This is a genomic window from Massilia sp. DJPM01 (genome assembly GCF_030348125.1).
Taxonomy (GTDB): domain Bacteria; phylum Pseudomonadota; class Gammaproteobacteria; order Burkholderiales; family Burkholderiaceae_D; genus Telluria_A; species Telluria_A frigida.
On record NZ_JAQOZV010000037.1, the window covers coordinates 55,532 to 74,486 of the forward strand.

General features: G+C 62.5%; 17 protein-coding genes. 14 read left to right on the forward strand and 3 right to left on the reverse strand.

The window, feature by feature from the left end; genetic code table 11:
* The first annotated feature begins 55 nt into the window (after positions 1-55).
* Entirely contained in the window at positions 56-1,846 is a 1,791-nt protein-coding gene (locus tag PO883_RS21940; RefSeq protein WP_289311632.1) for an acyl-CoA dehydrogenase, read from the forward strand.
* Positions 1,847-2,030: 184 nt separating this feature from the next.
* On the opposite strand, the gene PO883_RS21945 is transcribed toward PO883_RS21940, so the two are convergent.
* The gene (locus PO883_RS21945; protein ID WP_289311633.1) at positions 2,031-2,618 is read right to left on the reverse strand and encodes a glycine zipper 2TM domain-containing protein; all 588 of its coding nucleotides are present in this window, start codon (positions 2,616-2,618) and stop codon (positions 2,031-2,033) included.
* 171 nt (positions 2,619-2,789) lie between these two features.
* Between PO883_RS21945 and PO883_RS21950 the strand changes: the two genes are divergently transcribed.
* Positions 2,790-4,829: a hypothetical protein gene (locus tag PO883_RS21950; protein ID WP_289311634.1), complete on the forward strand. Its 2,040-nt coding sequence runs from the start codon at positions 2,790-2,792 to the stop codon at positions 4,827-4,829.
* Here the strand turns inward: PO883_RS21950 and PO883_RS21955 are convergent.
* Positions 4,820-5,236, reverse strand: coding sequence for an NINE protein (locus tag PO883_RS21955; protein WP_289311635.1), 417 nt, complete (start codon positions 5,234-5,236; stop codon positions 4,820-4,822). The two genes, PO883_RS21950 and PO883_RS21955, sit on opposite strands and share 10 nt — an antisense overlap.
* Before the next feature lie 245 nt (positions 5,237-5,481).
* Between PO883_RS21955 and rpsP the strand changes: the two genes are divergently transcribed.
* From rpsP to PO883_RS22005, 10 genes are all read left to right on the forward strand, one after another.
* The gene (gene rpsP / locus PO883_RS21960) at positions 5,482-5,745 is read left to right on the forward strand and encodes a 30S ribosomal protein S16 (protein WP_082692444.1); all 264 of its coding nucleotides are present in this window, start codon (positions 5,482-5,484) and stop codon (positions 5,743-5,745) included.
* Positions 5,746-5,781: 36 nt separating this feature from the next.
* A complete protein-coding gene (rimM, locus tag PO883_RS21965; protein ID WP_289311636.1) occupies positions 5,782-6,324 on the forward strand; it encodes a ribosome maturation factor RimM in 543 nt (180 codons plus the stop codon).
* Between the two features lie 23 nt (positions 6,325-6,347).
* A complete protein-coding gene (gene trmD, locus PO883_RS21970; protein WP_289311637.1) occupies positions 6,348-7,094 on the forward strand; it encodes a tRNA (guanosine(37)-N1)-methyltransferase TrmD in 747 nt (248 codons plus the stop codon).
* A gap of 106 nt (positions 7,095-7,200) precedes the next feature.
* Positions 7,201-7,587: a 50S ribosomal protein L19 gene (gene rplS / locus PO883_RS21975; RefSeq protein ID WP_054266855.1), complete on the forward strand. Its 387-nt coding sequence runs from the start codon at positions 7,201-7,203 to the stop codon at positions 7,585-7,587.
* Between the two features lie 68 nt (positions 7,588-7,655).
* The gene (locus PO883_RS21980; RefSeq protein WP_289311638.1) at positions 7,656-8,321 is read left to right on the forward strand and encodes a CoA pyrophosphatase; all 666 of its coding nucleotides are present in this window, start codon (positions 7,656-7,658) and stop codon (positions 8,319-8,321) included.
* Between the two features lie 127 nt (positions 8,322-8,448).
* Positions 8,449-9,423, forward strand: a complete 975-nt coding sequence (locus PO883_RS21985) for a CobD/CbiB family protein (protein ID WP_289311639.1) — start codon at positions 8,449-8,451, stop codon at positions 9,421-9,423.
* A gap of 331 nt (positions 9,424-9,754) precedes the next feature.
* On the forward strand, positions 9,755-10,099 hold the full coding sequence (locus PO883_RS21990) for a DUF3579 domain-containing protein (RefSeq protein ID WP_289311640.1): 345 nt from the start codon (positions 9,755-9,757) through the stop codon (positions 10,097-10,099).
* A gap of 124 nt (positions 10,100-10,223) precedes the next feature.
* Positions 10,224-10,673, forward strand: coding sequence for a CBS domain-containing protein (locus PO883_RS21995; RefSeq protein WP_289311641.1), 450 nt, complete (start codon positions 10,224-10,226; stop codon positions 10,671-10,673).
* 92 nt (positions 10,674-10,765) lie between these two features.
* Positions 10,766-13,471, forward strand: coding sequence for a pitrilysin family protein (locus PO883_RS22000; RefSeq protein ID WP_289311642.1), 2,706 nt, complete (start codon positions 10,766-10,768; stop codon positions 13,469-13,471).
* A 99-nt stretch (positions 13,472-13,570) separates the two neighbouring features.
* Positions 13,571-14,350, forward strand: a complete 780-nt coding sequence (locus PO883_RS22005) for an SDR family oxidoreductase (RefSeq protein WP_289311643.1) — start codon at positions 13,571-13,573, stop codon at positions 14,348-14,350.
* Positions 14,351-14,406: 56 nt separating this feature from the next.
* On the opposite strand, the gene PO883_RS22010 is transcribed toward PO883_RS22005, so the two are convergent.
* Positions 14,407-15,147 carry a GntR family transcriptional regulator gene (locus PO883_RS22010; protein WP_289311644.1) on the reverse strand — a complete coding sequence of 247 codons (741 nt, stop codon included), beginning with the start codon at positions 15,145-15,147 and terminating at the stop codon, positions 14,407-14,409.
* A 389-nt stretch (positions 15,148-15,536) separates the two neighbouring features.
* On the opposite strand from PO883_RS22010, the gene PO883_RS22015 reads away from it, so the two are divergent.
* Positions 15,537-18,308 carry a TonB-dependent receptor gene (locus PO883_RS22015; RefSeq protein WP_289311645.1) on the forward strand — a complete coding sequence of 924 codons (2,772 nt, stop codon included), beginning with the start codon at positions 15,537-15,539 and terminating at the stop codon, positions 18,306-18,308.
* Between the two features lie 81 nt (positions 18,309-18,389).
* Entirely contained in the window at positions 18,390-18,929 is a 540-nt protein-coding gene (locus tag PO883_RS22020) for a hypothetical protein (protein ID WP_289311646.1), read from the forward strand.
* The last annotated feature ends 26 nt before the right edge of the window (positions 18,930-18,955 follow it).

The following is an 18,955-nucleotide window of genomic DNA, read 5'->3' on the forward strand; positions in this document are numbered from 1 at the left end:
GGAACCCTGTGCCCACCCTACACGTCCATTGGAAGCGCAATTTTAGGAGATCAAGGTGACTTACAAAGCCCCGCTGAAAGACATGCTGTTCGTGATGAACGAACTGGCCGGACTGTCCACCGTCAACACGCTGCCCGGTTGCGAAGACGCCACCGCCGACACGGTTGAAGCAGTCCTCGAAGAAAACGCGAAATTCTGCGCCAACGTCGTCGCGCCATTGAACCACTCCAGCGACAAGGAGCCGAGCTTCTGGCACGACGGCCAGGTGACCACCTCCAAGGGCTTCAAGGATGCCTTCAAGGGCTTCGCGGAAGCCGGCTGGCAGGGCGTGCAGCACCCGACCGATTTCGGCGGCCAGGGCTTGCCCAAGCTGGTTGCCACGCCGTGCATCGAGATGCTCAACGCGTCGAGCATCTCGTTCGCGCTGGTGGCCTTGCTGTCGGACGGCGCGATCGAAGCGCTGCTGACGGCAGGCTCCGACGAACAGAAGGCGACCTATCTGGAGCCGCTGGTATCGGGCAAATGGACCGGTACCATGAACCTGACCGAGCCCCAGGCCGGGTCGGACCTGGCCGCCGTGCGTACGCGCGCCGTGCCGCAGGGCGACGGCACCTACAAGGTTTTCGGCACCAAGATCTTCATCACCTACGGTGAGCACGACCTGACCGAGAACATCGTCCACCTGGTCCTGGCGCGCACGCCGGATGCGCCGGCGGGCGTGAAGGGCATTTCGCTGTTCATCGTGCCCAAGTTCCTGGTCAATGCCGACGGCTCGCTGGGCGCGCGCAATGACGCGCACTGCGTCTCGATCGAGCACAAGCTGGGCATCAAGGCCAGCCCCACCGCCGTGCTGCAATTTGGTGATAACGGCGGCGCCATTGGTACCCTGGTCGGCGAAGAAAACCGCGGCCTCGAATACATGTTCATCATGATGAACGCGGCGCGCTTCGGCGTGGGCTTGCAGGGCATCGGCCTGGCCGAGCGTTCGTACCAGCAGGCCGTGGCCTTTGCCAAGGACCGCGTGCAGTCGCGCGACCTGGCCGGTTCCGCCGGCCCGGTATCGATCATCCATCACCCCGATGTGCGCCGCATGCTCATGTCGATGCGTGCGCAGGTCGAAGCGGCGCGCGCGCTGGCGTATGTGGGCGCGGGCATCAGCGACGTCGCCCATCACCACGAAGACGCGGCCGTGCGCGCGTCCAACCTGGCGGTATACGAGTATCTGGTGCCGATCATCAAAGGCTGGTCGACCGAGATGTCGCAGGACGTCACGCGCGACGGCGTGCAGGTTCACGGCGGGATGGGCTTTATCGAGGAAACCGGCGCGGCGCAGCACTACCGCGATGCCAAGATCCTGACCATCTACGAAGGCACGACCGCGATCCAGGCGAACGACCTGGTGGGCCGCAAGACGGTGCGCGACGGCGGTGCCGTGGCCAAGTCGATCATCGGCCAGGTGCGCGAGACCGAGGCGCTGCTGGCGGCCCAGGGCGGCGCGGACTTCAAGGCGATCCATCGCGCGCTGGTCGAAGGCAGTGTGGCGCTGGAAGCGGTGGTGGAGTATGTCGCCGCGAACATGAAGACCGATATCAAGGGCGTGTTCTCGGGTAGTGTGCTGTACCTGAAACTGGCCGGTATCGTGCTTGGTGGCTGGGTGATGGCGCGCGCGGCGCTGGTGGCACAGGCGAAGATCGATGGCGGCGATGGCGATGCGCTCTTCTACAAGGCCAAGATTGCTACGGCGCGCTTCTTCGCGGACCATATCCTGACGCAGGCGTCGGGATTGCGTACGGCGATTGTGGAAGGTAGTGCTGGGGTGCTGGCGTTGACGGAAGATCAGTTCTAAAAAGGCCGTCACGCTCAAAACCGCCGTTCCCGCGCAGGCGGGAACCCAATTCCGTTCCGCAGCCATAGGCTAATTTGCGAACTTGGGGGGAACGCATGCGTTCCCGCCTGCGCGGGAAGTCGTTTCTGGCAGTGCCAGGAACGACGGAGGGGGCGGCTAGCCCTTTGCCACTACGACGGCGGTCTTACGACCTACGAATCGAATTGCCCGAATTGCGCACACGATCCCCACGCTGCATGCCCGGCTGATTGTTAAACTTGAACGAGCGGCGCTGGCCGTTGTCGTACTGGACGTCCACCGTCCACACGGTATGCGCATTCGCGCGTTCCTGGATCTTTTTCCCCGCATACGCACCACCGACCGCACCGGCCACCGTGGCCAGCGCGCGCCCCGATCCGCCGCCGACCTGATTGCCCAGCAGCCCGCCCACGGCGCCGCCGCCAATCACGCCCAGCGCATTCGCACTGCCATTCTGGCGCGCGCTGCGCACCGCCGTCACCTTGCCGCAGTCGCGGCAGGCCGCCGCGCGCGGCGCGTTGCGCTCGTCGTAACGCTCGCCCCCACGGGCCGCCGCCAGTGCGCGGTTATTCTCCGACTTGGCCGCGCGCAGGCATTTCATGCGCTGCCCATCGTTACGCTCGTCGTTGCAGATTTCGCGGTCCTGCGCGTACTGCGCATCGGCGGCGCGCAACTGCGCGGACGAGGCGTGTACCGTGCCCATCGCGCTGCTCAGCGCCAGTACCAGCGCCAGTGTCAAATTGCGTTTCATCATAGTCTTCTCCTGATCGATTAATCGTGCCCGGCAACGAGCCGCATACCGTATTGTAGATCACTTGCGAGACAGCAATTATTCGCGGCAAGGTGTGCTTCGTCTTCCCTCAACTGTTTATAATCCACGCACGGTCTTTACATCCCACGTTTGCCCTATTTCACAGGACTTATCTTGAACATTCAACAATACGCAGTGCGCCTTCCGGTCGCGCTGGCCATCGCCACCCTGGTTACCGCCTGCGGCGGCGGGGGCGGTGATACAACCCGGGTGCCGGGCAGGGTCGATACCCCGTCCACGCCAACGCCCACCCCCACCCCCACCCCCACCCCCACCCCCACCCCCACGCCGAACGATACCAAGCCGGATGGCTGCAAAGCGTACATCGTTGCCGACAAAGCCGTCGCCGCCGACAAGGCTGCCGGTGCCAGCGTGCTCTCGTGCGGCGCGCCGCTGGCCGATGTCAGCTGGAGCCAGGTCAGCGGCCCCGCGGTCACCCTGCAGGCGGCGCGTACGCCGACCATCACCTTCGAGGCGCACCAAAAAGGCCTGGTCGTCCTGCGCGCCGATGTCACCCTGGCCGACGGTTCGCGCCAGTCCCTGACTACCGACGTCACCGTGGGCGAGGCGCCGGTGGGCAGCTTCATCACCCTGCGCGCCGACCACGCCGTGCGCCCTGGCACCGAAACCTCGGTGCGCGCCTGGCCGAACCTGGTCGGCGGCGACAAGATCGTCGACATCGTCTGGACCCAGGTCAGCGGCCCGACCGTGAAGATGGATACCGTCGACCCGCAACTGCTGATGTTCAAGGCGCCCGCTGTCACTTCCGACGTGGCGCTGCGCTTCCGCGCCACCATGACCTTGAATAGCGGCGTGAAGGATAGCGATGACGTCCTGATCAGCCTCGACCCGCAGGCCACTCCCGGCCAGGACGCGCTGTTCGACATCACCGCGCGCGTGCACCCGTACCGCCAGGCCGGCGCCTACGCGGGCGTGCTGGCGCGCTGCACCTACGACGTGGGGGTGCGCTACTCCGGTTCGTCGAACACGCTGTGCAGCTCGCAGGTACTGCCGCCGCTGCAGACCGAAGCGGGCATCGGCGCGGTGCCGAGCGTGGCCCAGGTCATGGGCCGGGTACTCGTCTCGCACGACTTCCTGGGCGCCAATTTCGAGCAGTTCCTGCTGACCCAGGACGCCAACAGCGACTTCCGCCGCCTGCTGGCGAGCGTGTCGGCCATCGTCATCGGTTCGCACGTGCGGCCGAGTTTCTACAGTGCCGGTACCGGTGCGATTTACCTGGACGCCAACAACCTGTGGCTGACCGCCGAACAGCGCGACGTCGTCACCGAGGTGCCCGACTACCGCTCCGCGTTCGACGACAACCTGAACTTCATTCCGCTGGGCCGCTCGGTGAAAAACAACGCGTACGCGCGCCGCAGCTACCCGTCCACGACGCGCGTGACGCGCACCACCGACGAACTGCTGTTCGACCTGGGCCGTTTGATGTACCACGAGCTGGCGCACGCCAACGACTTCCTGCCGTCGATCGAGCGGGCCATGAATCCGCAACGCTCGATCTGGGAAAATATCAGCGACCGCGTCGGTAACCGCACGCTGCCGTCGGATGCGCTGGCCGTGCAGTTCCCGCTGCAGTCGAACGAGATGCTGGGCATGGGGCAGGTGCTGTACCAGGGCAAGAACGCCACGTCCGTGCAAAAGGGATACACGGCGGCCGACATCGGACGCTTCTTCGGTTCCGACCGCGCGTCGGATGACTATGCCTACTCGATTTTCGAGGATGACAGCTCGCGCGAAGACCTGGCGATGCTGTTCGAGGAATTCATGATGAGCTACCGCCACGACGTGCGTTACGACGTGGCCTATGCCAACCAGACCACCGGCAGCGAGCTGATCGTCGGCTGGGGCGAACGCGGCCGCATTGCCGAGCCGGCCATCAAGCCGCGCATCAAGCTGGTGTTGCAGCGCATCGCGCCGTGGATCGACGCGACCGCCGTGGACCGCCTGCCGGCGCCGCTCATGATGCGGGCCGGCGAGAGCTGGGATGCCAACCTGGTGCTCAATCCACCGGGCGGCCTGTCCAGGCAGTCAGCGCTGCGTATCGAATCGCCTGAGCAGCGCGCCGCGCGCCTGCGTAGCGACATCAAGCAGCGCGAGCGGCACGGCAAAATGACCCCGGACGCGCGTCAGCCGTAAGCGCCGCCCGTCGAAATCAGGTCGTTCAGGCGGGCGAGGGTGGCAATGCCCACCGTCGCCGCCACCAGCATTGTGCAAACCAACAACAGTGCCAGCACCCAGCTCGATTCCGACGTGCGGCCCGAGCCGGGATTGAAGGCGGCATCGAATTTATCGTCGGGGGCGAGGCCGATCACCAGCGCTTCGATGCAGCCGATGATGCCGGAAACCACCAGCGGCAGGATCTTGAAAAACCAGTCGGCCTGGGGCGCCAGTCCATACACCAGCCCGGCAACGGGCAGGCTGGCCAGGTGCAGCAAGCCCACCTTGTCGAGGCTGCCGCGCAGGTAAAAGCGGTGCGCGCCGAGGGCGCCGAGGAGCAGGGCCAGGAAGCTGGCGAAGGTCTTGTTTTTGTGCGATGTGGACATGAATGTAAGCCTGAAACGGGCGCGGGAAGCGGGAAAGCAGGCAGTATCGGTCAATTCTGACCGGAAAGCACGGCGTTTCCTGAGACAGAGATCGACGATGCAGTTGCCGCTACAGGGCAAAATCGGCGATAATCTTTGCTTCGCCCCGAAGTGCGCGCCCTGTTGTCATTAACGCTTGCTGCTGCGCGGCATTGCGCGCTATAATTGTCGGCTTTTTCCGCCCAGCACAACTTTTTGGAATTATTATGGTCGTTATTCGTTTAGCTCGTGGAGGCGCCAAGAAGCGCCCGTTCTTCAACATCGTTGCAACGGACTCGCGCAATCGCCGCGACGGCCGCTTCATCGAGCGCATCGGTTTTTACAACCCGATGGCAGCTGGTGGCGAAGTCGGCCTGCGTATCACCGCAGACCGTCTGGCTTACTGGCAAGGCGTTGGCGCACAATTGTCGCCAACCGTTGCACGTCTGGTGAACAGCCAGCCTGCAGTCGCAGCGCCAGCAGCAGCCTAAGCAGGTCCGGGTTTGAGCGGTCCAGCAGCATCCGGGGTGCAAATCCCTGACGATCTGACGCAAGTCGGATATGTGTCCGGCGCCTTCGGCGTCACCGGTTCGATACGGGTCACCCCGTTTTCCACCGACGCGGATGGGTTGCTGAGCGTGAAAACCTGGTGGCTGGATAAACCCGGCCTGCAATCCGTTTCCGTACGGACTGCGAAAATACACGGCGGCGACGTCGTGGCCCAGTTGGCAGGTACGCTCGGGCGGGATGCCGCGGAGGCGCTCAAGGGCGCCGCTGTTTCCATCCCGCGCAGCCAATTCCCGCAACTGCCGGCCGATGAATTTTATTGGTCCGATCTGATCGGGCTGAATGTAGTGAACCTGCAAGGCGAAGCCTTGGGGCTGGTGTCCGACATGATGCATAACGGCGCGCAATCGATTTTGCGCATCACGCCGGTGCCGGAAGCTGCGTCGGGTACCGCAAGTGATGACAAGGCGCCCGAGCGCCTGATTCCGTTTGTGGACCAGTTCGTCAAAACAGTTGACCAGACAAGCAAGACCATCACGGTGGACTGGGGTCTGGATTATTAAGGCTCAAGCAAGGCGAGAACGCGATGCAATTTGATGTCGTGACCTTGTTTCCCGAGATGTTTGCCGCACTGACGCAGTCGGGTGTCACCCGCCGCGCCTTCGAGCAAAAACGCTGGGGCTTGTCGACCTGGAATCCGCGCGATTTCACCACCGACAACCACCGTACCGTCGACGACCGCCCGTATGGCGGCGGACCGGGCATGGTGATGCTGGCCAAGCCGCTCGAAGCGGCCATCGGCGCCGCCAGGCAGCGCCAGGTCATGCTCGACTTGCCGGTGCCGCGCGTGGTCTTCATGTCGCCGCAGGGCAGGGCGCTGACCCACGAACGGGTGATGGACCTGAAAGATGAAGCGGGCTTGATCGTGCTGTGCGGGCGCTACGAAGCGGTCGACCAGCGCTTGCTGGACCGCTGCGTCGACGAGGAAATCAGCCTCGGCGACTTCGTGCTGTCGGGCGGCGAACTGCCGGCGATGGCGCTGATGGATGCGGTGGTGCGGCAATTGCCGGGCGTACTGAACGACGACGCTTCGGCGCTCGAAGACAGTTTCGTCAACGGCTTGCTCGATTCGCCCCATTACACCCGTCCCGATACGTATGACGGCGTGGCGGTGCCGCCGGTCCTGATGGGCGGCAACCATGCCGAGATTATCAAGTGGCGGCGCGAGCGCATGCTCGACGCCACCGCGAAGAAACGGCCCGATCTGCTGGTCAAGGCGCGCAACGCCGGACTGCTGAGCAAGGCCGATGAAAAGTTTCTTGCAGGTTTGTAAATCTGCTATTGCAGTGCCACTGTACGGGCAATCTCGCCCGCATCAGTAACCCCATCCTCTACTGGGCGAATGCAGCGCCAGCAAGATGGTTATCGGAGTCCTAAAAATGAATTTGATTCAGCAACTTGAGCAAGAAGAAATTGCCCGTCTGGGCAAGACTATTCCTGATTTCGCACCTGGCGATACCGTTATCGTCAACGTCAACGTAGTCGAAGGCACCCGCAAGCGCGCCCAGGCATACGAAGGCGTCGTGATCTCCCGTCGTAACCGTGGCCTGAACTCGAACTTCATCGTTCGCAAGATCTCGTCCGGCGAAGGCGTCGAGCGTACGTTCCAGCTGTATTCCCCGCTGATCGCATCGATCGAAGTCAAGCGTCGTGGTGATGTTCGCCGCGCCAAGCTGTACTACCTGCGTGAGCGTTCGGGTAAATCGGCACGTATCAAAGAAAAACTGCCAAACCGTCGCGCTGCAACTCCAGCCGCTGCCAAGTAATCGGCATCTGCGTTGCAAAAAAGGCATCCCTACCCGGATGCCTTTTTTTGTTTTGAAGGACAATACCCTTGCCCAAGATTATTTTCGATCCAGAAAAATTGCCCGTCGAAGCTGTCGGTGGCGAAGCGGCGCTCGATCCCGAGCGCCTCACGCCCGGCTGGCTGCGCCAGCGTTTCGCCAGTCCCGCCCACTGGCAGCCGGAGCCGCAGGGCGAATCCTGGGCCGGGCGCACGGTGATGACGCCGGCTTCGGTGCTGCTGCCGCTGGTGCAGCGCGAGGATGGCCTGAGCATGCTGCTGACCGTGCGCACCGCGCACCTGTCGGCGCACGCGGGGCAGATCAGTTTTCCGGGCGGGCGCGCCGAAAGCTACGACGCCTCCGCCATCGACACGGCGCTGCGCGAGAGCGAGGAAGAAATCGGCTTGCAGCGCCGCCACGTGGACGTGATCGGCACCCTGCCTGACTATATTACCGGTACTGGCTACCGGGTCACGCCGGTGGTGGGCCTGATCGCGCCGCCGTTCGAGCTGGCCGCCGACGCCAATGAAGTTGCCGAAATTTTCGAAGTGCCGCTGCGCTTCCTGATGGATGGCATGAATCACCAGCGCCTCTCGCTGGAACTGCCCGAGGGCGCGGGACAGCGCAGCTTCTACGCGATGCCGTATGATCGCTTCTTCATCTGGGGCGCCACCGCCGGCATGCTGCGCAATCTGTTTCACTTCCTGCGTGCCTGAACAGGGCGGTCCGGGCCTGTCCGGCCGGCTCGCCAATATGTTTGATTGAATCGGTGCTCTGCGCTATCGTAGCGGGCATTGATGAATTGCTCTGCTGCTTCATTTCAAAAAGTACAAAGGACCTTCGATGACATTTCTCTCCATTCTCTGCGCGCTGCTGATCGAACAGCTCAAGCCGCTGCGGGCAGACAATCTGATTTATGCGGAGATCAAGAGCTTTGCGATGCGCATGGAGGGGTGGTTCAACGCGGGCGACGCCAGCAACGGCCGCATGGGCTGGGTGCTGGTCATCCTGCTGCTGGTGGGCCCGACGGCCCTGATTTCCTGGCTGCTGTACCACTACCAGCTGGTGTTCATCGCCTTTGCGTGGAATGTGCTGATTGTCTACCTGACCCTCGGTTTCCGCCATTACAGCCACTATTTCAGTTCGATCCAGGCGGCGCTGAGCGCCGGCGACGACGCTGGCGCGCGCGCGCTGCTGTCGGAATGGGTGCGGGTTGACACAGTCGGGATGGAAGCGTCGGAAGTGGCCCGCATCGCCGTGGAAAAATCCTTGGTGACCACGCACCGCAATGTATTCGGGGTATTTTTCTGGTTTTTGATCGTGGGGCCGGCCGGCGCGGTGATGTACCGCGTGTCGGAATACCTGGCGCGGGCGTGGAACGAGCCGGATCACATGCGCAACGAAGCCTTCGGCCAGTTCGCCGCGCGCGCGTTTTACTGGATCGACTGGCTGCCGGTGCGCCTGACGGCGGTGGCGTTCGCGGTGGTGGGCAATTTTGAAGATGCCATTTACGCATGGCGCAATTTCGCCCATCGCTGGAATGATGAAGCGCGCGGGATTATTTTGTCGGCGGGTGGCGGCGCGATGGGGGTGCGTTTGGGCACGCCGAACGAGAATGCGTCCAAGGTGTTGCCGCCGGACGCGGCCACTGTCGACAGCACCTACAGCGAAGTGGACGTGATGCCGGGCGAAGAGCCGAACGCACGGGCGTTGCAAAGCACGGTGGGCTTGGTGTGGCGGGCGTTGCTTTTATGGATGCTGCTGCTGTTGCTGTTGTCGGGGGCGGTTGGTTTGGCTAATATTGGGCAGGCGGCGTAAGCCTTGGCATTGTCGGCCCGCATCTCCACCGTCGTTCCTGCCACCACCACCGTCGTTCCCGGCCTAGGCAGCCCCCTTGGCGGGAACCCAAGTTCGTACCGCAGCTAGTGACGGCTCAACAAACTTAGGTTCCCGCCCACGCGGGAACGACGAGAATGGCGGCCGGAACGACGGTGGTGGCAGACCGCTCGCCTCTAACCACATCGCATCATTCTGCAAGCTCAACTCTTCTATAAGATATAATACTCACGTTCCACCGCAGCACCTGATTCACTGGCCCGGCGCTTGCGCCTTCGTCTCCACGCATCTTCTTGTTCCCACGACCCGCCCTATGGCCGAGTTATCCGAAAGCAAGAAAAAACTCGCCGACGAGTTTTTCATTCTTGGCCTCACCAGCAATGGCAGGCAGTTCCGTCCCAGCGACTGGGCTGAGCGGCTGTGCGGCGTCATGTCCTGCTTCCGTCCGGAAGGCTCGGGCGGACGCAACGCGCACCTGCAGTTCTCGCCCTATGTGCGCCCGACCATGCTCGACGGCGTCAAGGCCGTGGTGGTCAACAACGACCTCCAGCAACTCGAACCGCTGGCCTACCACTTCGTCCTCAATTTCGCCAAGGATAACGATTTGCAAATCGTTAACGCCTGCTTCCTGCCCCTGCCCGGCGACCCAAAAATCTGAAATAGCGTCACCACTGCTTTGAGCAGGATCAAACCGACATCAGAAAGCCCGCGTAAGTTTAAGCCTGTCGCGCGCAACCCTGCGCGCGTGCAACGATAAACGCTGGGCCGCTCGGGAGGAAACAATGCGCATAGGCGAAATCTGTACTGTCCCATCCATCTATTGCAAGGGCGACGAAACCGTCCAGGCCGCCGCCTTGCTGATGCGAAAGCATCACGTCGGCGACCTGGTCGTCATCGAACAAGCGGAAAGCGAACGCATTCCGGTTGGCATCATCAGCGACCGCGACATCGTGGTCTCCGTCATCGCGCTCGGGCTCGACTCTGGCAGCCTGCTGGTGGGCGACATCATGAGCGCCGACCTGTTGACCGCGGCGGAAGATGACGACGTCTACGAAACGATCGAACGCATGCGTTCTCGCGGCATCCGGCGCGTGCCGGTGGTCAACAACGCGGGCGGCCTGGCCGGTATCGTCAGCGTCGACGACCTGCTCGAATTCCTGGCCGAGGAAATGGGCGAACTCTCACGCATCAGCTCGCACCAGCAATCGCACGAGAAACGCGCGCGCCAGTAGCTCGCCGGCGCGCCAGCCGCCCTCTGGTATGATGGCTCGCGCCGGGGTCCGCGTGGGCACGGCAAACCGTGTCCACCCTACCAGAAGAGCTCATGAATCAAATTCGCTGGATCTGCGCCGCCGCTTACCTAGTCACGGGCGCCGCGCTCGCCCTGCCGATGCCGAAAGGCGTCGTGCAGGGGCCTTCGGTCGAAGGCATCACCGAATACCGCCTGCCGAACGGCCTGAAAGTGCTGCTGTTTCCCGACTCGTCCAAGCCCACCGTGACCGTCAACGTCACCTACCTGGTCGGCTCGCGCCACGAAAACTATGGCGAAACCGGCATGGCCCACCTGCTCGAGCACCTGATGTTCAAGGGCGCGCCCAACAACCGCAACATCGCGCAGCAATTCTCGCAGCGCGGCATGCAGTTCAACGGCACCACGGCGCTCGACCGCACCAATTACTATGAAGTGTTCCAGGCCGGCGACGACAACCTGCAATGGGCGCTGCAGATGGAAGCGGAGCGCATGGTCCATTCCTACATCGCCAAAAAGGATCTCGATTCCGAAATGACGGTGGTGCGCAACGAATACGAAAGCGGCGAGAATTCGCCCGGCGAAGTGCTGATGAAGCGCATGCAGAGCCTCGGCTACGACTGGCACAGCTACGGCCGTTCGACCATCGGCAACCGCAGCGATATCGAGAACGTCAGGATCGAGAACCTGCAAGCGTTCTACCGCACCTGGTACCAGCCCGATAACGCGGTGCTGCTGGTGGCCGGCAAATTCGATCCGGCGCGCACGCTGGGCTGGATCGCGAAAAGTTTCGGCGCCATCCCCAAGCCCAAGCGTGCCTTGCCGCAGTTCTGGACGGTGGAACCGACCCAGGACGGCGAGCGCAGTTTCACCGTGCGCCGCCAGGGCGACGTGCAAATGATCGCGGTCGGCTACAAGGTGCCCGCCGCCCTGCATGACGACAGCGATCCCCTCAGTTTCGCCTCCGAAGTATTGGGCGCGGCCACCACCGGACGCCTGCACAAGCTGCTGGTCGAAAGCGGCAAGGCCAGCGACGTCTTCGCCTACGCCGAAACCGGCTATGCGCCCGGCATGCTGTACTTCGGCGCCATGGTGCGCAAGGGCGACCCGATCGAACCGCTGCGCGACGCGCTCACGGCCGCCGTCGAGGACTTCGCCAAGACCCCGCCCACCGAGGCCGAGCTCGAGCGCGTGCGCCGCAACTACACCAACAGTATCGAGAAAAGCCTGAACGATCCGCAGCAGGTCGGCGTGGCCTTGTCCGAAGTGATCGCACTGGGCGACTGGCGCCTGTTCTTCGTCGGGCGCGAACGCATCGCCACCATGAGCGCGGCCGAAGTGGCCGAGGCGGCCGGACGCTACCTGCGCCGCGACAACCGCGTGACCGGCCACTTCTTGCCGGACGACGCCCCGCGCCGCGCCGAGATCCCGCCCGCGCCGACCCTGGCTTCCGTGATGAAGGACTTCAAGCCGAAAGCGGCCAGCCAGAAGTCGGAAGACTTCGAGCCGAGCCAGGCCAACATCATGAAGCGCACCACGCTGGCCAGCGCGGGCGGCATCAAGCTTGCGCTGCTGCCCAAGAAGAACCGTGGCGAAGCCGTTGTTGTGGACCTGAACCTGCACTGGGGCGACGAGAAAAGCCTGTTCGGCAAAGGCATGCTGCCGGCGATGACGGGCGCCATGCTCACGCGCGGCACCACCCGATACACGCGCGAGCAGCTCTCGGACGCCTTCGATAAACTCAAGATCAGCGGTGGCCTGATGGAGTTCGAGACCACCCGTTCCCACCTGGCCGAGGCGCTGCGCCTGATGGCGCATGTGCTCAAGGAGCCGACCTTCCCGGAAGCCGAATTCGAGCAGCTGCGCCAGCAAATGCTGGTCAGCCTGGAGTCGGGCCGCAGCGAGCCGCAATCGGTGGCCGTGCGCATGCTGAGCGAGCATTTCGACCATTATCCGAAGGGCGACATCCGCGCCAGCCGCACCCTCGATGAGCAGATTGCCGACGTCAAGGCGGTGCGCCTGGACGATGTGAAGGCTTACCACCGCGATTTCTACGGCGCCTCGCACGGCGAACTGGCGATCGTCGGAGATTTCGACGCGGCGCCCGTGGCACCGCTCATCGACGAGTTGTTCGGCAAGTGGCAGAGCCGTGCAAGCTATGCGCCGGTGCTGCGCACGCACGCGGCCATCGCGCCGATGAACAAGACGCTCAACCTGGCCGACAAGGAAAATGGCGTCGTCATGGCGCGCATGAACCTCGACCTGCAAGTCGACGATGCGGACTATCCGGCGCTGATGCTGGCCAATTACATTTTCGGCGACGGCGGCCTGGAATCGCGCCTGATGAACCGCATCCGCCAGAAGGATGGCCTGTCGTACGGCGGCGGCTCGCAGCTGGGGGCGGGGGACCTTGACCGCGCCGGCAGCATGACGATGAGCGCCATCGCCGCGCCGCAGAACCTGGTCAAGCTCGATGCCGCCATGCGCGAGGAGTTGACGCGCGCCGTCATCAAGGGCTTTACCCCGGGCGAACTGGCGGCGGCCAAATCGGGCCTGTTGCAGCAGCGCGCGCAAAACCGCGCCGACGACAGCATCCTGGCCGGCGGCTGGACTTCGCTGCTGTATCTGGGCAAGACCTTCGAGTGGAGCGAACGTTTTGAACAAAAACTGGCCGCTGTGTCGTTAGAACAACTAAATGCCGCCTTCCGCAAGGCGATCGATCCGGCCAAGCTCAGTGTGGTCATTGCGGGAGATCAGGAAAAAGCCAAGCTCAAGCGGTAGAAATAGCAATTGTTGCTGGCGGGATAGCAACGTTTACGGTATTCTGTTGCTTCGAGGAAGTATTTGCTTCCTCTGTAGAACATACGGAGATGTTGGATCATGGCCAGGGAGAAGCAGAAGGAATCCTCGTTCGCGGGCAAGGTTGTTCTCGTGACGGGCGCGGCAGGCGGCATTGGCCGCGCTGCCGCGGTGGCGTTTGGACGCGCGGGTGCGTGCGTGGTGGTGGCCGATACCTCGGTCGATGGCGGCCACGCGACGGCGGCGATGATCGTCGAAAATGGCGGCAAGGCGCTGTTCGTGCAGTGTAATGTGACGCGCGCGGCGGAAGTCGAAGCGCTGATCGACAAGACGGTGGCGTATTACGGGCGGCTCGATTGCGCGTTCAATAATGCGGGCATCGAGGAAGAGCACCTGCCGCTGGCGGAGGCCGACGAAGCGCTGTTCGACCGCATCATGAACGTCAACGTCAAAGGTACGTGGCTGTGCATGAAGTACGAGATTCGCCAGATGCTCAAGCAGGGCGGCGGGACGATTGTGAACACGGCGTCGGTGGCCGGTCTGGTGGGCGCGCCGACGCAGTCGATTTACGCGGCCAGCAAGCACGCGGTGGTGGGCATGACCAAGACCGCGGCGGCCGAGTATGCGCGCGAAGGGATTCGTATTAATAGTGTGTGCCCGGGCGTGGTCAATACGCCGATGATGGGGCGCGCGCTGGAACGCGAACCGCTGCGCGAGAAAAAGCTGCGCAATGTGCATCCGATGGGCAGGTTCGCCGAGCCGGTGGAGATTGCCAATGCGGCGATGTGGCTGTGTTCGGAGCAGAGTTCGTTCGTGACCGGGCATCAGTTGGCGGTTGATGGCGGGCTGACCGCGATTTAACCCCCCCCGTCGTTTCTGGCATTGCCAGAAACGACGGCGGCAGGAACGACCAGGTTTTACGCCGTGGTCAACTCCGCCACGAAATCATACATATCCCCCCTGAAGTACGAGCGGCAAAACTCCACCGCCCGGCCATCGCGCAGGAACGCCAGCCGTTCCACGCACAATCCCGCATCGCCTTCCTTCGACTGCAGCAGCTTGGCCTGCTCCGCATTGAGCAGCAGCGCCGATAAGCGTTGCAGCGCGCGCGTGGGCCGGTTGCCGGCCGCTTCCAGCGCTTCGTACATCGACACCCCCACCACATCGAGCGATGGCAGGCAGGACGCCACGATGGTCGCGTACTCCAGGCACATCGGCAGCTCGTCCGCATAGCGGATCCGGTTGAAGCGGTACACCGGCGCACCGGGCGAGAGCCGCAGGCGCAGCGCTTCCTCCGGCGTCACCGTCCCCTCCGAGCGTTTCAGCCACACGCTGCGTGGCGTGCGCCCGCGCGCCCGCATATCCTCCGAAAACGAGGTCAGCTTGGCAAAATTCTTTTCGATGCGCGTGTTGATGAAGTTGCCCGAGCCGGGCCGCTTGACCAGCAAGCCCTCGCTCACCAGCCCGTCGATCGCCTTGCGCACCGTGATGCGCGAGATCGCCAGGTCCAGCGCCAGTTGCCGTTCCGCCGGCAGGGCTTCGTCCGGGCCGAAGATGCGCTGGTCGATCGCTTCGCGCAGGGCGCGCTGCAATTGCTGGTACAGCGGCTGCGAGCTGGTCTGGCCCAGCGTCTGCATGATGTGGACAAGGGAACTCATACCAATCTGCTTTCTTTCGTGAGGGTGGGACCACTTTTTCCGTCGCCTGGCGCAAATTCGCCACATCATGCAGTTGTCGCATTTGCATATACCGATAATACCAAAAAAAGACCGCTGGAATAGTCTTCCCTCTTGCAACTACGCTGAATTCCCCACGAATGACCAGACCACTTGGCTAAAATCCCAGTCCACCCATGTGTTATCGAAACAACATATGAAAAAATTCACTTAACTGGTAGTGTTCTGGTATTAAAGAGGAGTATATTGGCGTTAGATTGGTTTTAGACGTGGTGGTACCCGTAGCACATAAAAAGTCGTTGTTAAAAATGAACTGGCTTACTCACGGAGCCAACATCAAGGGGGAAGTAATGAAGCGCAATCAGTCAGTAGTGAATAAGAACGCAGAGCGTCCTGTATCGACCAGCCTGACGCCGGTAGCGTCGGCCGCAGCAATTCTGGTGTTGAGCATCGCGATGTCGGCCCAGGCCCAGGCCCAGGGTCCCGCCACAGTGCCGGCGGTGGACCCGGACGCCAAGGGCGAAGTGGTGATCGTCACTGGTATTCGCGCGGCAATGCAGCAGTCGCTGAACCAGAAACGCAATTCCGACAGCCTGGTCGAAGTCATTACTGCTGAAGATGTGGGCAAGATGCCCGACAAGAACGTGGCCGATTCCCTGCAGCGCCTGCCCGGCGTGAGCGTGGCCGCCGCCGGCGGCTCCGAAGGCAGCTTCGGCGAAAACGACCGCGTCGCCCTGCGCGGCACCCCGTTCGGCCTGACCCTGACCACCCTGAACAGCCACACCGTATCGAGCGGCGACTGGTTCGCCGATAACATCATTGGCGGCGGGCGCAGCGTGAGCTTCTCCCTGTTCCCGTCCGAACTGATCGGCCGCGTGACGGTCCATAAAGGTTCGCAGGCCAATCTGCTCGAAGGCGGCGCTGTCGGCGTGGTGGACATCGAAACGCGCAAACCGCTGGACTTCAAGAAGGGTATCAGCGCGCAGATCAGCCTGGGCGCCGTGAATTCGCAAAACTCGGGCAAGAACGATCCCCAGTTTAACGGCCTGGTGAACTGGAAGAACGAAGCCGGCAACCTGGCCGTGATGGTCCAGGGTTTCCATGAAAAACGCACCCTGAGCCGCGTCGGCCAGGAAAACGGGATCTGGTACGATCCGGTCGAAGCCGGTTCGCCGGTCGACAAGGCTTTGCCTGGCGCAGCGACCGCCATCCAGACCGATCCGCTCAAGGGCGCCAAGGCCAATTACCTGGGCGGCACCGCCTGGTTCGAGCAGGAACGTACCCGCAAGGGCGGCCTGATCGATGTCCAGTTCAAGCCGACCAGCGACATCACGCTCGACCTCACCGCCTTCCGTTCGCACCTCGACGCGCCGAACATCAACCACAACTTCATGCAATCGCTGGGCCGCTTCCTGGCGCCGAACTGGGCGACCAAGGATTTCCCGGCTGGTAACGTGAGCGGCACCGTCAATAACGGCGTGCTGACCCAGCTGACCGGCACCGTGCCGGCCAACTGCGCCACCTGTTCCAGCATGTCGAGCGCGGTGCAGGAAGAGTTCAGCCGTCCCGTGGCGGAAAGCCAGTCGCAGTTCGTCAACCTGGACGGCAAATGGCGCGTCAACGACAAGCTCACTTTCGCCACCAAGGTCGGCACCACCAAGGGCCTGGGCAATACCGTGAGCGGTGCGCTCGGCGTGTGGATGCCGTACACCGGCGGCAGCTACACCATCCATGGCGTCGACAAGGCAGTCACCTATGTGACCCCGGGCGCCGACAAGTTCTCGATCGGCGGCGGTCCTGACGGCGGCGGCAACGTGCCTTACACCTACGGTTCGCACGTCACCGCGATCGACAAGGAAACCTACGGCCAGATCGACGGCACCTTCAAGCTTGATCTGGCCAGCGTGCAGTCGATCCAGTTCGGCGTGCGCGGCGCGGAGCACAAGCGCGACCTGACCGCCATCGGCATCAACGCCTTGCCGGGCCTCGCCGTGGTCGGCAACCTGCCGATGGGCGGCCTGACCTCGTTCCCGACCGAGTTCAACGACCTCGACGCCAATGGCGCCGGCTACTGGACGTTCTCGCGCGAAGCCGTCAACAGCTGGCTGAGCACCTACGCCAAGTACGAAGGCCACCTCAAGCAAAACGAATTCAAGATCAAGGAGCCGACCCGTTCGGCCTACGTGATGGCGAACTTCGGCGCCGAAGGCTTCTCGGGCAACGTCGGCGTGCGCGTGGTGCACACCAAGGAAGAAGTCGAGCGCAACGAAATCGCGCCGTCCGGCAACTTCGAGCCGCGCCTGTACACCAACACCTATCTCGACTTCCTGCCAAGTGCGAACTTCCGCATGGACCTGACGAAAAACCTGGTGGCGCGTTTCTCGACCAGCCGCACGATGGCGCGTCCGGAGCTGGGCCAGATGGCCGGCACCGACCTGCGCGACGTGCAGGGCACCGGCAGCGCCGGCAACCCGAACCTGCGTCCTATCCGCGCCAACAACTTCGACCTGGGCGTGGAATGGTATTTCGCCGAGAAGTCGCTGTTGGCGGCCGGCGCGTTCTACTCGGCGCTCGATGGCTACGTGACCTACGGTTCCGGCACCGCCACCTTCTACAACCAGTTGCAGAAGAAAAACACCGTGTACCAGATCGACACCCCGCTCAACACCACGGCGGAAGTGAAGGGCATGGAGTTCTCGTACCAGCAGGCGCTGCCGGCGGGCTTTGGCGTGAATGCCAACTACACCTACACCCTGGGCAAGGAAACCGGCAAGGCGCCGGGTTCGGTGTGCGGCAAGCTGACCTATGCCGACTGCACCCTGATCGGTACCTCGAAGAACGCCTACAACGTCGGTGCTTTCTATGAGCAGAACAAGCTCAGCGCGCGTCTGACCTACAGCTGGCGCTCGGGCTTCCTGAATGGCACCAGCCGCAATTCGGCCTCGTACCAGGCTGCGGTCGGTTCGCTGTCGGCCTCGCTGGCGTACCAGATCAACGAAAACTTCAGCGTCACCCTGGACGGCAAGGACCTGAACAATCCGATGGTGCGTTCGGTGATCCACACCGCCGGCGCGATGGATGTGCCGGGTTCGCTGTACAAGAATGGCCGCCAGATCTATCTGGCGCTGCACGGCAAATACTGAGGCTAAGATGGAGGGACTTCGGTCCCGCCGGACAAAAAACGGGACGCTTGTGCGTCCCGTTTTTTTGTATGAGAGGCCGTTGTGCATGATCCACGCCGGATTGAATTGGAGAACCGCTACCGTGTCCTCAGACATGCGGCCCGGCTTGCAGTCATGGCGGAGCTTGCCGGGACAGACAGGTCGTCGATCCGTTTGGCAGAAATTGGGGCGGAAGCTCTCGCTGCCTGCCAACGTTGGAAAAACCGTCGTGTGAATTGGGATTGGCAACAGCTCGTGCGTACGCTGCGTGGACGGCACAGGCGGATTGAGTTGGCTATCTGGAATGATCCAATGTTGTGCGGATTGGCAATTGGGAAGATCAGTGACGGAAGAGTGATCGCAAGAATCGACTATTGGGAGCGCGCCCCAGGTAATCATCCGCTGGTGGGACTCATCGGCGAAATCGCGACTTTATACTTGCAAACCGTTGGCGTCTTGGTGGGCTGTCACGAGGCGGTCCTTTCATCGCCACTGATGGCGCTGCTTGATTTTTATCGGGAGTTGGGCCAATCCTCCCAAGTTAAGGAATTTCCTCGAAAATATGCTGAAAATGCGATAAATAGCTTGACATTTCAATTGTGAACTGCGTCGCCAGTGATATTTTTTCT